This is a genomic window from Allobosea lathyri (assembly GCF_900108245.1).
Classification (GTDB): domain Bacteria; phylum Pseudomonadota; class Alphaproteobacteria; order Rhizobiales; family Beijerinckiaceae; genus Allobosea; species Allobosea lathyri.
Window position 1 is genome coordinate 98006 of sequence record NZ_FNUY01000003.1, and the last position, 14172, is coordinate 112177.

Here is a 14172-nt window from a genome sequence, read left to right on the forward strand (position 1 = left end):
CGCGCACTAGCGCCCTGCCAGTCGGCCGGACGGCCGCTCCCGGAAGAGCTTAGGTTCTTCTGGGGGAGGAAAGTCCGGGCTCCACGGAAACACGGTGCCGGATAACGTCCGGCGGGGGCGACCCCAGGGAAAGCGCCACAGAGATCGAACCGCCTTCGGGCCGAGCGCTTCGGCGCCCCGGCGCGACGGTAAGGGTGAAAAGGTGCGGTAAGAGCGCACCGCGGACCCGGCAACGGGGACGGCATGGCAAGCCCCACCGGGAGCAAAACCGAATAGGGACGATGCTTTCCGCGCAAGCGGGGAGGGGCCTGTTTCTGGGCCTTGTCGTCCGGGTTGGTTGCTCGAGGCGCGCAGCAATGCGCGTCCCAGAGGAATGGCCGTCACGTCGGGGGAGCGATCCTCCGGCCATCCAAAACCCGGCTTACAGGCCGACTGGCAATTCTACTCCGGCGACCGCCTGAAGCGATGTTCTGCGCTTCCGGTGCTCACGGACATCAGTCCGCTCCGCTCCGGTTCTCGCACACCGCTCCAGTCGACTCGCCGGAGCGAATTGCCGAGCCATCGCGGCGAAAGCCGCGCTTCCACGAGAAGGGACGTCAGGCGACCTTCAGCTCGACGTCGATGTTGCCCTTGGTCGCGTGCGAGTATGGGCACACGACGTGGGCCTTCTTGACGAGATCCTCGGCCACCGCCTTGTCGACGCCCGGGATCGAGATCGTCAGCTTCACCGCAATGCCGAAGCCGGCGCCGTCGTCGCGCGGGCCGATGCCGACATCGGCGCTGACGCGGGCGTCGTCGGGGATCTTCACCTTCTCCTTGCCGGCGACGAATTTCAGCGCGCCGAGGAAGCAGGCGGAATAGCCCATCGAGAACAGCTGTTCGGGGTTGGTGCCGTTGCCGCCGCCGCCGCCGAGTTCCTTGGGCGTGTTGAGCACGAGCTTGACGTTGCCGGTATCTGTCGCAGCTTCGCCTTCACGTCCGCCGGTGGCCGAACCATGCGCGGTGTAGAGAATGTTCATGACGGGGTTCCTTGCTGCACGAGCTGTGAATTTGGGATTTGTGAACTTGGGATTTGTGAAGTTGCGATCTGCCAACTTGCATTTTCAATTTAGATTGCGCACAATCTAATTGTCAACGATTGAAAATATGGGCTCACGCGGATTTGATCTGGCTCTGCGCCAGAGCCTGATCATTTTGCGCGGAAACACGCCGTCATCCTGGGCGACCGCAGGTCGACCCGGGATCCATCGTAGAGCTCGGCTCCCTGAGATGGATCCCGGATCTGCGCGGCTTCGCCGCTTGTCCAGGATGACGGCGTGGTTCCGAGGGAAATCGTCCCGCTCCAGGCGACCGGGCGTTGCGCAGGCAGGAAGGGAAACAATGACTGGGCAGAAGGTTCCCGATCCGGCGCAGCCGCGGCTGGAGGAGCAGTTGTGCTTCGCGATCTACCAGGCCGGGCACGCTTTCAACCGGATGTATCGCCCGGTGCTGGCTGAGCTTGGCCTGACCTATCCGCAATATCTGGTCATGCTTGTATTGTGGGATGGTGACGGCGTCACCGTGAAGGCGATCGGCGAGCGGATGATGCTCGATTCCGGCACGCTCACCCCCTTGCTGAAGCGACTGGAAGTGGCTGGCCTCGTTCGACGCGAGCGCGACCGCGAGGATGAGCGTCAGGTCCGGCTTTACCTGACGGGGGAGGGCGATGCCCTGCGCGAGAAGGGGCGCTGCGTGCCCGAAACGATCGGCTGCGCGATCGGCCATACGGCGGAGCGAAACCAAAATCTGCTGGCGGAACTGTCGGCCTTGCGCGACGCGCTGCTGAAGGCGGCCGATCAGGCCTGATCCGCCGCAAATTTTTTTCACATGAATACCGGGCTTGTCCGACCGCATTCGGCCGTTGGTGGCAGGCTGCGGACGGCAATTCACGCGCGCTTACGGATACTTAACCTTAACGGGGTGTGATGCTCCACAGCCCCTGCGCCTGCCTGCCGGCAGACGCGATTCCATTGACGCCCATAAGTACCCATGCTATCCCAAATCATCCCGTCGAGATCGGCAGGCGACAGTCAGATCAGGGTCCGTGTGCCGCGCGGATTTTGGTCAGCGCCTTTGCCTTGCCTGCCTCGACGGGAGGCTTCGCCCCTGAATGTTCTGGAGCAGGGCGGGTGTGTGGAGAGCAGGCCGGGAGGCGGCGTTGATGGACCGCTTCGTCTCGAACTTCACCAACCGGCTCGACGCCAAGGGCCGCGTCTCGATCCCCTCGAGTTTCCGCGCCGTGCTGGCCAAGGATGGCTACGAGGGGCTCTACGTTCATCCCGCGCTCGATCTTGCCGCCTTCGATGCCGGCGGCCACGCGCTACGCAAGACAATCGACGATATACTCTCGCGCTTCTCGCCGTTCTCGGACGAGTGGGAATCCCTTTCGACGGCGCTGAACGGCACGTCGGAGGTTCTGAAGGTCGACCCGGAGGGCCGCATCATGCTGAGCGAGGCGCTCAAGGCACATACTGGCATCGGCGATACCGTGACCTTCGTCGGCCATGGCCACAAATTCCAGATCTGGGAGCCGCAGCGGTTCCAGACGCATCTCGAGGCGGCGAAGACACGGCTGCGCGACGTCAAGCGTGTGCTTGGGACGCAGCTGCAGTCTTCCGGCCCGACCGGGGTCGCGGGCGCATGACGGGCCATGGCAGTCGCGACGACGGCGCCATTGGCGGACCGGCCCGTCATGCACCCGCGTCGCAAGTGACACCCGCGTCGCAAGTGAATGCGTCGCAAGACGCCGCGCCGCATGTGCCCGTGCTGCTGGCCGAGGTGATCGAGGCGCTCGCGCTGAAGCCCGGCGGCCGCTATCTCGACGGCACCTTCGGGGCTGGCGGCTATGCGCGCGCGCTGCTGGAGGCTGCGCCCGATGCGACGCTGCTCGCGCTCGACCGCGACCCGACAGCCATTGCCGGCGGAGCCGATCTCGTGGCGGCCATGGCCGGACGTCTCATCCTGTCGCAGGCGCGCTTCAGCGAACTCGCCGAGGAGGCCGAGCGCTTCCAGATGGCGCCGCTCGATGGCGTCGTGCTCGATATCGGCGTGTCGTCCATGCAGATCGACCAGGCGGAGCGCGGCTTTTCGTTCCGCTTCGACGGGCCGCTCGACATGCGCATGGCGCGCGAGGGGCAAAGCGCTGCCGACCTCATCAACGAGGCCGAGGAGGGGCTGCTCGCCAACATCTTCTATCACTATGGCGAGGAGCGGCGCTCGCGCGCCGTCGCGCGCGCCGTGGTCGAGACCCGGCGCAAGGCGCCGATCGAGACGACCAAGCAGCTCGCCGAACTCGTGGCGAGTATCGTCTGGGCGGAGCCCGGCGGCGCGCATCCCGCGACACGTGTGTTTCAGGCGCTGCGCATCGCGGTCAATGACGAGCTCGGCGAGCTGGTGCGGGCGCTTCATGCCGCCGAGGCGGTGCTCAAGCCCGGCGGGCGGCTCGTGGTCGTCACCTTCCATTCGCTGGAAGACCGCATCGTCAAGCAGTTCCTGAGCGAGCGTTCGGGCCGGGCGCCCGCAGGGTCGCGGCACGCGCCCGCGATTGCCGTGGCGCAGCCGACATTTTCCCTCGTCAACCGGGGGCCAGTCGCGCCCACGGATGCGGAAATGCGGATAAACCCCCGCGCACGCTCGGCCAAGCTGCGTGCGGCCGAGCGCAATGCCGCTTCTGCCCGCTCGCCTGAACCGGAACTGGTGGCGCTTGCCGGCATTCCCGCTCCTCAGCCGCGCCGGAGGTCCTGAGCGTGATCAAGCTGCTCCATGTCATTGCCATCGGCGCGCTGGTGTCCTCGGCCGTCTATGCCTACACGATCAAATACGAGACGACGCTGGCAGCCGAGCATCTCCAGAAGCTCAAGGGCAAGACGCAGCGCGAGCGTGACGCCATCGCCGTGCTGAAGGCCGAATGGCAGTTCCTCAACCGGCCAGACCGGCTGCAGATGCTGTCGGATCGCCATCTCGATCTGCAGGCTTTTTCAGTGACGCAAGTGGTGCGCGCCTCGGACATCCCCAATCGCGGACCCAAGGTCGACGCCATCGGCCGCAAGCTCGAGGATCTCGGCCTCGGCCTGCCGACGGAAACGCCCAGGGACCGCAAGGCGAGCGGTGTCACCACGCCCGGAGCACGCCCATGAGCGACGCAAGTAATAGCGACGCAAATAATCGCGTCTCAGACGACGCTGCCTCTGCCGGAAAGGGCAAGGCGAGCCGTGGCCTCGACATCCTGCGCGACATTTTCCGGATGAGCGGCGAGAAGAGCCAGCCGCGTGTCGGGCTGGTCATCCTCGCCTTCTCGGCGCTGTTCATCGCCATCACCGGCCGGCTCGTGATGCTGGCGATGCTGCCCAACGAGCAGGTCGGCCTGCGCCGCGCCACGTCGACCGCGATCTCGGCGGCACGCCCCGACATCGTCGACCGCAATGGCGACGTGCTCGCCACCGATATCCGCGCCGTCTCCGTTTTCGCCGAGCCGCGCAAGATCCTCGACAAGGACGAGGCGACCGAGCTGCTCACCGCCGTCCTGCCCGATCTCGACGCCAAGGATCTCCGCGACAAGCTCGGCACGAAGAAGGGCTTCGTCTGGGTCAAGCGCGAGATCACCCCGCGCCAGCAGGCCGAAGTGCACCGGCTCGGCATTCCCGGCGTCGGCTTCGTGCCGGAAAACAAGCGCGTCTATCCCAACGGCACGGCCGCCGCCCATGTGCTCGGCTTCGCCAGCATCGACAATGTCGGCATCGCCGGCATCGAGAAATACATCGACTCCCAGGGTCTGCAGGATCTGAACGGGGCGGGGCTCGCGACCGAGGCCTCCGACCTGAAGCCGGTGCAGCTCTCCGTCGATCTGCGCGTCCAGCATGCGCTGCGCGACGAGCTGTTCAAGGGCATGGAGCGGTTCAGGGCGATCGCGGCGGCGGGCGCTATCATGGACGTCAACACCGGCGAGGTGCTGGCGCTCGTCTCGCTGCCGGATTTCGACCCCGGCAATCCGGTCGATGCGCTGGAGAAGGACCGGATCAACCGGATGAATGTCGGCGTCTACGAGATGGGCTCCACCTTCAAGGCGCTGACCATCGCGATGGCGCTGGATTCCGGCAAGGCCAATATCAATTCGAGCTATTCGACCGCCGGCGGCATGATGCGGTTCGGCCGCCAGGTGATCAAGGAATACCATGGCACCGGGCGCACGCTCACGGTGCCGGAGGTGTTCCTGCATTCGTCGAACATGGGTTCGATCAAGATGGCGCTGTCGGTCGGCGTCGAGGGCCACAAGGCCTTCCTGAAGAAGATGATGCAGCTCGACCGGATGACGACCGAGCTGCCGGAAAGCGCGGCGCCGATCGTGCCGGGGCGCTGGGGCGAGATCAACACCGCGACCATCGCCTTCGGCCATGGTCTGGCGGTCGCGCCGCTGCAGGCGATGGCGGCGGTGGCCGCGCTGGTCAATGGCGGCACGCTGATGACGCCGACCTTCCTGAAACGATCCGAGGAAGACGCCAGGAAAACCGGCATCCGGGTGATCAAGCCCGAGACCTCGGAGGCGATGCGCTTCATCATGCGGCTGAATGGCGAGAAGGGTTCGGCCCGCAAGGCCGACATCGCCGGCTATTTTGTCGGCGGCAAGACCGGCACGGCCGAGAAGGTGATCAACGGGCGCTACGCCAAGAACAAGAACTTCACGACCTTCACGGCGATCGCGCCTTCCGACAAGCCGCGTTATCTCTTCCTCTCGATCTATGACGAGCCGAAGGGCTATGCCGAAAGCGGCGGCTACTCGACTGCGGCCTGGAATGCCGGCATCACCACCGGCAAGGTGATCGAGCGCACGGCGCCGATCCTGGGCCTGCCGCCGCGCTTCGAGCCGCCGGTTTCGCCCTTCCCGCTGATGGCGCGGCTGGGTGCGTGGGGTTCGCGCTGACACCGGCGCGAACGCGATCAGAATGACGGCGGCGATGCGATGACGAGTTCGGGCTTCAGCCTTGGCGATCTGTTTCCCGAGGCCTTCGCGGCGGAGGTCGCTTCGCGCCGCGTCGCGGGCGTGTCCTTCGACAGCCGCAAGGTGTCCGCTGGCGAAGTCTTCGTCGCGCTGGCAGGTGCCAAGGCTGACGGCGCGCGCTTCATCGCGGATGCGGCGATGCGCGGCGCTTCCGCCATCGTCTCGGGCGGGGCGAGGCCGGACGGGCTCGACCCTGCAATCGCCTTCGCGCAGGTTTCCGATCCTCGCCTTGCGCTCGCGCTGGCCGCCGCCAGGGTGCATCCGCGCCAGCCGGGCACCATCGTCGCGGTCACCGGGACCAGCGGCAAATCATCGGTCGCCGATTTCACGCGGCAGATCTTCCAGGCGCTCGGCCATGAATCGGCAAGCCTCGGCACTATCGGCGTGGTGACCTCGAAAGGGGCCGATTACGGCTCGCTGACGACACCTGACCCGCTCTCGCTGCATGCCTCGCTCGACCGTCTGGCAGCGCAAGGCGTGACCCATCTGGCGATGGAGGCCTCTTCGCATGGGCTCGACCAGCGCCGGCTCGACGGTGTCAGGCTCAAGGCCGGCGCCTTCCTGAATCTCGGCCACGACCATCTCGATTATCACCCCAGCGTGGGTGAGTATCTCGCTGCCAAGCTGCGGCTATGGGAGCTTCTGCCCGAAGGCGCGCCCGTGGTGATCAACCGGGACGAGCCCTATGCGACGCAAGCCGCCGACGCTGCCAAGGCGCGCGGGCACAGGGTGATCGGCATCGGCCGCAAGGGCGAGACGGTGACGCTGCTCGCCAATGCGCGCGAGGGATTTTCGCAGCGGCTGACGCTCGGCGTGGACGGGCGCGATTTGACCGTGACGCTGCCGCTGGTCGGCGATTTCATGGCGGGCAATGCGCTGGTCGCGGCGGGCTTTGCGATCGCTGTCGGAGAAGATCCGATTGCCGCGCTTCAAGCCATATCCGGCCTGACCGGCGTGGCCGGGCGCCTGGAACGTGTCGGCGAGATCAATGGCGGGCTCGTCGTGGTCGATTACGCGCATAAGCCCGATGCACTGGCCGCCGTGCTGGCGACGCTGCGCCGCTATGCGACCGGGCGGCTGATTTGTGTTTTCGGCTGCGGCGGCGACCGCGACCGGAGCAAGCGGCCTTTGATGGGCGCGATCGCGGCTGAGAAGGCCGACATTGCCATCGTCACCGACGACAACCCGCGCAGCGAGAACCCGGCCGCGATCCGCGCCGAGGTTCTGGCGGCATCGCCCATGCTACGGGAAATCGCCGATCGCGCTGACGCGATCAGGACCGCCGTGGGCATGCTCGCGGCTGGGGATTTACTGATCGTTGCCGGAAAAGGCCATGAAACGGGCCAGATCGTGGGCGACCGGACGCTGCCCTTTTCAGATCACGACGTGGTCCGGGCGGCGATAGCGGAGATCGCATGATGAGCGCGCCCTTGTGGAGCGGGGAACGACTGGTCGCGGCCATGGGCGCGCGGCTCGATGGCGCGATGCCGGCGGCAGTGACCGGTGCCTCGATCGATACGCGCACGCTGGAGCCCGGCGACGTCTTCTTCGCCATCACCGGCGAGGCCCGCAACGGGCATGATTTCGTGTCCGGCGCGCTGGAAAAGGGTGCTGCGCTGGCGGTGGTCGACGAGGCCCATGCGAGCCAGTTCGCGGGGCTTGGATCGTTGGCGGTCGTGCCCGATGTTCTGCGTGCCATGGAGCAGGCTGGGTCCGCGCGCCGCGCCGAATTGACGGCCAAGGTCGTGGCCGTGACAGGCTCGGTCGGCAAGACAGGCACCAAGGAGGCGCTGCGGCTGGTGTTGTCGCGCCAGGGGGAAACGCATGCGCCCGTCGCCTCCTACAACAATCACTGGGGCGTGCCGCTGACGCTGTGCCGCACGCCGGCCTCGGTGCGCTACGGCGTCTACGAGATCGGGATGAACAGCCCCGGCGAAATCCTGCCGCTGGCCAAGCTCGTGCGGCCGCATGTGGCGATCATCACCACCATTCAGCCGGTGCATCTGGCCGCCTTCGCCTCGCTCGAAGGCATCGCGGAAGAGAAGGCCTCGGTCTTCTGGGAGCTCGAGCCCGGCGGCACCGCCATCATCAATGCCGACATTCCGCAATCCGATCTGCTGCGCAAGCTGGCTGAGGCCGGCCCGGCGGGACGGGTCATCAGCTTCGGCGAAAGCGCCGATGCCGATATCAGGCTGGTCTCCTGCGCGCTCAAGGCCGATGTCTCGACCGTCGACGCGATCGTGATGGGGCAGCCGGTGACCTACCGGATCGGCAGCCCCGGCAAGCATATCGTGCTGAATTCGCTCGGCGTGCTCGCCGTCGTGCATGCGCTGGGCGCCGACCTCGCCCTGGCTGCGCTGGCTCTGGGCGATCTGAAGCCGCCTGCCGGGCGCGGCGCGCAGCAGACGCTGCAGGGGCCGGGCGGCAATTTCACGCTGGTCGACGAAAGCTACAACGGCAACCCGGCCTCGATGCGCGCGGCGATCGAGAATCTGGGGCGCCTTCCGGTCTCCGGACGCGGCCGGCGCATCGCCGTTCTCGGCGACATGCTGGAGCTCGGACCGAGCGGCCCCGACCTGCACAAGGGGCTGGCCGAGGCTGTCAGCATGAACGGCGTCGACAAGGTTTTCGCCTGCGGTCCGCTGATGCGCGGGCTCTATGACAGCTTGCCTTCCGTGGTCAGGGGTGCTTATGCGGCGCAGGCGAGCGGACTCGAGCCGCTCGTTCTGGATGCGATCAGGGCCGGGGACGTCATCACGGTCAAGGGTTCGCTCGGTTCACGCATGGGGCCGATCGTGAAGGCGATCATGGCGCGCTTTCCCACCATGCCGACCGACGAATAGAACAAGAGACTTTTCATCATGCTCGTCTGGCTGGCCGATTTCTCTGGCACGTTCCCTATCCTGAACGTGTTCCGGTACATCACTTTCCGCGCCGGCGGAGCCACCGCGACGGCGCTGCTGTTCGTCTTCTTCTTCGGGCCGGCCGCGATCTCCTGGCTGCGGATCAAGCAGGGCAAGGGCCAGCCGATCCGCACCGACGGCCCGGAAACGCATCTCGCCAAGCGCGGCACGCCGACCATGGGCGGTCTCATGATCCTGGGCGGGCTGTTTGCCGCGACGCTGCTCTGGGGCAATCTGCGCAACCCCTATGTCTGGATCGTGCTCGGCGTCACCGCGGCCTATGGCGCGATCGGCTTCTACGACGATTTCCTCAAGGTGACGAAGCAGTCGCATAAGGGCTTCTCGGGCAAGGCGCGCATCGCCATCGAGGTCGTGGTCGCGCTGATCGCCTGCTATTTCGTGATGCAGACGCAGCCGCCGGCGATCGCCTCGGGCTTCGCCATGCCCTTCCTCAAGGAAGCGATCATTCCGCTTGGCATCCTGTTCCCGCTGGTCACGGCCTTTGTCGTGGTCGGCGCCGGCAATTCGGTGAACCTGACCGACGGGCTCGACGGGCTCGCCATCGTGCCGGTGATGATCGCAGCCGGCACTTTCGGCTTCATCTCCTATCTCGTCGGCAACGCGATCTTCGCCAATTACCTGCAGATCAACCACGTGCCGGGCTCGGGCGAGCTCGCCGTGATCTGCGGGGCGGTGATCGGTGCCGGCCTCGGCTTCCTCTGGTTCAATGCGCCGCCGGCGCAGATCTTCATGGGCGATACCGGGTCGCTGGGCCTGGGCGGCCTGCTCGGCACCATCGCGGTCGCGACCAAGCACGAGATCGTGCTGGCCATCGTCGGCGGCCTCTTCGTCGTTGAGGCGCTCTCGGTCATCATCCAGGTCGCCGTGTTCAAGCGCACCGGCAGGCGCGTCTTCCTGATGGCGCCGATCCACCACCATTTCGAGAAGCTCGGCTGGACAGAACCGCAGGTGGTGATCCGGTTCTGGATCATCTCGGTGGTGCTGGCGCTCGTCGGCCTCTCCACGCTCAAGCTGCGCTGATCATGACGCCCATCACGGTTCTTGCAGGCAAGCGCGTCGCGCTGTTTGGCCTCGGCGGCTCGGGCCTCGCCACGGCGCGTGCGCTGAAGGCGGGCGGAGCAGATGTCGCAGCCTTCGACGACAATCAGGGGAGCCGCGACAAGGCCACGGCCGAGGGCATCTCCGTCGTCGACCTCGCATCCGCGGACTGGTCGGGCTTTGCGGCCTTCATCCTGTCGCCGGGCGTGCCACTGACTCATCCCGAGCCGCACTGGACGGTCGGCAAGGCGAAAGCTGCGGGCGTCGAGATCATCGGCGACATCGAACTGTTCTTCCGCGAGCGGGCCACGATCGCACCCTCGGCGCCGGTCGTCTGCATCACCGGCACCAACGGCAAATCGACGACGACGGCGCTGATCGCGCATGTGTTGCGCTCGGCCGGGCGCGACGTGCAGATGGGCGGCAATATCGGCGCAGCTGTTTTGACGCTGGAGCCGCCCTCCGACAGCCGCATCCACGTCATCGAATGCTCCAGCTACCAGATCGATCTCGCGCCTTCGCTGGCGCCCACGGTCGGCATCCAGATGAACCTGACGCCGGATCATCTCGACCGGCACGGTGACTTCGAAGCCTATGGCGCGATCAAGGAACGGTTGGTCGCGAGCGCGGATATCGCGGTGATCGGCGTCGACGACGAGGCCTCCAAGCAGATGGCGCGGCGGCGGGCGGCTTCGGGGCGGCCGCTGGTGAAGATCAGCGGCGAGCAGCCGCTGGATGAAGGCGTCTTCGCCGGCATCACCGCCAATCAGGGCAAGCTCGACACCCGCATCGTGCAGGTCAGGGACGGCAAGCCCAGGGTCGTCGCCAATCTCGCCGGCATAGGCTCCCTGCGCGGCTCGCATAATGCGCAGAACGCTGCGGCCGCCTTTGCCGCCTGCGATGCGCTGGGGCTGAGCGCAGAAGAGATCGCCGCCGGCTTCCGGAGCTATCCCGGGCTGGCGCACCGGATGGAGGAGATCGGCCGCATTGGCCGGGTCGTCTTCATCAACGATTCCAAGGCGACCAATGCCGATTCCACCGAGAAGGCGCTGACCTCCTTCCGCGACATTTTCTGGATCCTAGGCGGCAAGGCCAAGGATGGCGGCATCGAGAGCCTGACGCGCTATTTCCCGAATATCGCCAAGGCCTATCTTATCGGCGCCGCCAGCGACCTGTTCGCGGCGACCTTCGACGAAGATGGCCGCGTGACCTATGAGCGCGCCGGCACGCTCGCGGTCGCGGTCGCGGATGCGACGCGCGACGCGCTGGCCCAGGCAGGCGAGGGGGAAATCGCAGTGCTGCTCTCGCCGGCCTGCGCGTCCTTCGACCAGTTCCCGAATTTCGAGGTGCGCGGCGATGCGTTCAGGGCGCTGGTGAAGGCGCTGCCGGGGTTTGTGGGATTTGGCGCGGCGTAGGGTGAGATTCGGGCCGTGGCGGCCTCGGCTTTCAATGGGCTGCGCTAGCAGGCTGCTGATTTCACTCGGAAACATGCCGTCGTCCCGGGCTTGACCCGGGATCCATGCCGGAGCGCTTGCCGACAAATCTTCCGGGATGGATTCCGGCTCTGCGCTTCGCTCCGGCCGGGATGACCCGCGTTTCCACGAAAACGCAGCAGCCTGCTAGATCGCATTTACCTGGATCACCTCGTTTGCGTCCTTCCTCTCGCTGTAGCGCGTGGTGAGGTAGTCTGACCGGTCGCGCGTCAGGAGGGTGAAGCGGACAAGCTCCTCCATCACGTCGACGACACGGTCGTAATAGGCTGAGGGCTTCATGCGGCCGGCCTCGTCGAATTCCTGAAAGGCTTTGGCGACGGAGGACTGGTTCGGGATCGTCACCATTCGCATCCATCGGCCCAGCACGCGCAGCGCGTTGACGGCGTTAAACGACTGCGAGCCGCCCGAAACTTGCATGACCGCCAGCGTTCGTCCCTGCGTCGGGCGAACGGAGCCAAGCTCCAGCGGGATCCAGTCGATCTGGCTCTTGAAGACGCCGGTGATGGTGCCGTGACGCTCCGGGCTGCACCAAACATGCCCCTCCGACCACAGCGCGAGATCCCGCAACTCCTGCACTTTGGGATGATCAGGTGGAACGCTGTCGGGCATCGGCAGGCCGGCGGGATCGAACACCCGCGTTTCGGCACCGAGATGCTTGAGGATGCGCTCGGCTTCAAGGGTCAGCAGCCGGCTGTAGGAGCGGGTGCGGAGAGAGCCGTAGAGCAGGAGGATGCGAGGCGGATGGGTGGCGCGCTCGGTGGGTTCCAGTCGGGCGAGGTCGGGCGCGATCAGACGGCCGAGGTCGACATTCGGAAGATCGGTCATGAGATCACCTTTGCCGCGCTGCGCGGGCTTCCGCGCTCGTACCAGCCCCTGGACCGGTTCACGATCCAGACGACGGACAGCATGACCGGGACCTCGATCAACACACCGACCACGGTGGCCAATGCAGCACCGGAATTGAACCCGAACAGGCTGATGGCGGCGGCGACGGCGAGTTCGAAGAAGTTGGACGCCCCGATCAGCGCGGAGGGACCGGCGACGCAATGCTGCTCCCCGGCTGCCCGGTTGAGCAGGTAGGCGAGCCCAGCGTTGAAATAGACCTGGATCAGGATCGGGATGGCCAGGATGGCAATGACCGACGGCTGCGCCAGGATCTGCTCGCCCTGGAAACCGAACAGCATCACCAGCGTAGCGAGGAGGGCGACCAGCGACACAGGCGACAGGAAGGCGAGCAATCGCTGCAGGGCCGCATCGCCGCCCGAGGCGAGCACGCTCTTGCGGATGACCTGCGCGACGATCACGGGGACCAGGATGTAGAGCGCCACGGACAGCGTCAGCGTGCCCCAGGGAACGGTGATGGCCGAAAGGCCCAGCAGCAGCCCGACGATCGGGGCGAAGGCGACGACCATGATCGCGTCGTTCAACGCAACCTGGCTCAGCGTGAAATGCGGCTCGCCCTTGATCAGGTTGGACCAGACGAAGACCATAGCGGTGCAAGGCGCCGCGGCCAGGATGATCAGGCCGGCGATATAGGAGTCGATCTGGTCCGCGGGCAGGTTGGGACGAAACAGCCAGCCAATGAAGAGCCAGCCTAGGAGGGCCATGGAGAACGGCTTCACCGCCCAGTTTACGAAGAGGGTGACGCCGATGCCGCGCCAATGCTGGCCGACCTCGCGCAATGCGGCGAAGTCGATCTTCAGCAGCATCGGGATGACCATCAGCCAGATCAGGCCAGCCATCGGCAGATTAACCTTGGCGATCTCGGCGCTGCCGATGATTTGGAAGGCGGTCGGGAACAGGTGGCCAAGTGCGACGCCGGCAACAATGCACAGCGCCACCCAAAGCGTGAGGTAGCGTTCGAAGGCGGACATGGACTTTCCTTAGGCGCTCGCGATGCGGCGGCCGGCTTTGTCGACGATGCGCTCGCCGTCTTCCTTGACGAACGGCCCTCGCTGCGGGGGAAGCAGGTCGATGACCTCCTCCGAAGGACGGCACAGCCTCACGCCGTTCGGCGCAACCACGATCGGGCGGTTGAGCAGGACAGGATGTTTCTCGATCGCGTCGAGCAGGGCTTCGTCAGTCACGGACAGATCTCCGAGTCCGAGATCTGCAAACGGTGTCCCCTTTTCCCGGATGACCTCCCGAAGCGTTATGCCCATCCGCGCGACGAGGCCTGCGATCATCGCCCGCGACGGCGGCGTCTTCAGATACTCGACGATGTGAGGCTCAACCCCGGCGTTCCGGATCAGCGCAAGCGTGTTGCGCGAGGTCCCACAGGCAGGATTATGGTAGATGATGACGTCCATCGGCATTGGCCTTCGGTGGGCAGCAGGGAATGAGCTCGTTGATCAGGGGCTCGCAGAGATCGGCGCGGCCACCGCAGCAATCCTTCAGCAGGAAGGCGATCACCGCGCGGAAGCCGTCGAGATCTGCGCGGTAGATGATCGAGCGGCTGTGCCGCTCGCCAACGATCAGGCCGGCGCGTGACAGGATCGCCAGATGCGCCGACATCGTGTTCTGCGGAATGTCCAGCAGGCGAGCGAGCTCGCCGGCGGGAATGCCTTCGGGTTCGCGCTTCACCAACAGCCTGAAGGTGTCGAGCCGGGTGGGCTGTGCGAGCGCGGCCATGGCCAGGATGGCTTGTGAATTATCCATATATCCAGGTTAATGGATGTGTTGT

Annotated in this window: 14 protein-coding genes and 1 other RNA gene; 10 read left to right on the forward strand and 5 right to left on the reverse strand. The window is 65.9% G+C overall.

Annotated elements, in window-relative coordinates:
- Positions 1 to 17: 17 nt before the first annotated feature.
- Positions 18 to 440, forward strand: an RNA gene (rnpB, locus tag C4S73_RS07950) — RNase P RNA component class A.
- A 156-nt stretch (positions 441 to 596) separates the two neighbouring features.
- Here rnpB and C4S73_RS07955 read toward each other — a convergent pair.
- On the reverse strand, positions 597 to 1019 hold the full coding sequence (locus tag C4S73_RS07955) for an organic hydroperoxide resistance protein (protein WP_103871966.1): 423 nt from the start codon (positions 1017 to 1019) through the stop codon (positions 597 to 599).
- Between the two features lie 361 nt (positions 1020 to 1380).
- Between C4S73_RS07955 and C4S73_RS07960 the strand changes: the two genes are divergently transcribed.
- From C4S73_RS07960 to murD, 9 genes are all read left to right on the forward strand, one after another.
- Entirely contained in the window at positions 1381 to 1845 is a 465-nt protein-coding gene (locus tag C4S73_RS07960; protein ID WP_103871967.1) for a MarR family winged helix-turn-helix transcriptional regulator, read from the forward strand.
- Positions 1846 to 2200: 355 nt separating this feature from the next.
- Entirely contained in the window at positions 2201 to 2683 is a 483-nt protein-coding gene (locus C4S73_RS07965) for a division/cell wall cluster transcriptional repressor MraZ (protein ID WP_103871968.1), read from the forward strand.
- Complete coding sequence (rsmH, locus tag C4S73_RS07970; protein WP_103871969.1) at positions 2680 to 3783, forward strand: 16S rRNA (cytosine(1402)-N(4))-methyltransferase RsmH; 1104 nt, start codon at positions 2680 to 2682, stop codon at positions 3781 to 3783. Before C4S73_RS07965 ends, rsmH begins: the two co-directional genes overlap by 4 nt.
- A 2-nt stretch (positions 3784 to 3785) precedes the next feature.
- The gene (gene ftsL, locus C4S73_RS07975; protein ID WP_103871970.1) at positions 3786 to 4175 is read left to right on the forward strand and encodes a cell division protein FtsL; all 390 of its coding nucleotides are present in this window, start codon (positions 3786 to 3788) and stop codon (positions 4173 to 4175) included.
- Positions 4172 to 5956 carry a peptidoglycan D,D-transpeptidase FtsI family protein gene (locus tag C4S73_RS07980; RefSeq protein WP_103871971.1) on the forward strand — a complete coding sequence of 595 codons (1785 nt, stop codon included), beginning with the start codon at positions 4172 to 4174 and terminating at the stop codon, positions 5954 to 5956. Before ftsL ends, C4S73_RS07980 begins: the two co-directional genes overlap by 4 nt.
- A gap of 39 nt (positions 5957 to 5995) precedes the next feature.
- The gene (locus C4S73_RS07985) at positions 5996 to 7453 is read left to right on the forward strand and encodes a UDP-N-acetylmuramoyl-L-alanyl-D-glutamate--2,6-diaminopimelate ligase (RefSeq protein ID WP_103871972.1); all 1458 of its coding nucleotides are present in this window, start codon (positions 5996 to 5998) and stop codon (positions 7451 to 7453) included.
- Entirely contained in the window at positions 7450 to 8877 is a 1428-nt protein-coding gene (locus C4S73_RS07990) for a UDP-N-acetylmuramoylalanyl-D-glutamyl-2,6-diaminopimelate--D-alanyl-D-alanine ligase (RefSeq protein WP_103871973.1), read from the forward strand. The genes C4S73_RS07985 and C4S73_RS07990 overlap by 4 nt, the downstream gene beginning before the upstream one ends.
- Positions 8878 to 8895: 18 nt before the next feature.
- The gene (gene mraY / locus C4S73_RS07995) at positions 8896 to 9978 is read left to right on the forward strand and encodes a phospho-N-acetylmuramoyl-pentapeptide-transferase (protein WP_103871974.1); all 1083 of its coding nucleotides are present in this window, start codon (positions 8896 to 8898) and stop codon (positions 9976 to 9978) included.
- 2 nt (positions 9979 to 9980) lie between these two features.
- A complete protein-coding gene (murD, locus tag C4S73_RS08000) occupies positions 9981 to 11411 on the forward strand; it encodes a UDP-N-acetylmuramoyl-L-alanine--D-glutamate ligase (protein WP_103871975.1) in 1431 nt (476 codons plus the stop codon).
- Between the two features lie 204 nt (positions 11412 to 11615).
- On the opposite strand, the gene arsH is transcribed toward murD, so the two are convergent.
- The 4 genes from arsH to C4S73_RS08020 are packed head-to-tail and all read right to left on the reverse strand — an operon-like array spanning position 11616 to position 14147.
- Complete coding sequence (gene arsH / locus C4S73_RS08005) at positions 11616 to 12314, reverse strand: arsenical resistance protein ArsH (protein ID WP_103871976.1); 699 nt, start codon at positions 12312 to 12314, stop codon at positions 11616 to 11618.
- Complete coding sequence (arsB, locus tag C4S73_RS08010; RefSeq protein WP_103871977.1) at positions 12311 to 13363, reverse strand: ACR3 family arsenite efflux transporter; 1053 nt, start codon at positions 13361 to 13363, stop codon at positions 12311 to 12313. The genes arsH and arsB overlap by 4 nt, the downstream gene beginning before the upstream one ends.
- Positions 13364 to 13372: 9 nt before the next feature.
- The gene (gene arsC / locus C4S73_RS08015) at positions 13373 to 13798 is read right to left on the reverse strand and encodes an arsenate reductase (glutaredoxin) (RefSeq protein WP_103871978.1); all 426 of its coding nucleotides are present in this window, start codon (positions 13796 to 13798) and stop codon (positions 13373 to 13375) included.
- Entirely contained in the window at positions 13776 to 14147 is a 372-nt protein-coding gene (locus C4S73_RS08020) for an ArsR/SmtB family transcription factor (RefSeq protein WP_103871979.1), read from the reverse strand. The genes arsC and C4S73_RS08020 overlap by 23 nt, the downstream gene beginning before the upstream one ends.
- Positions 14148 to 14172: the final 25 nt, after the last annotated feature.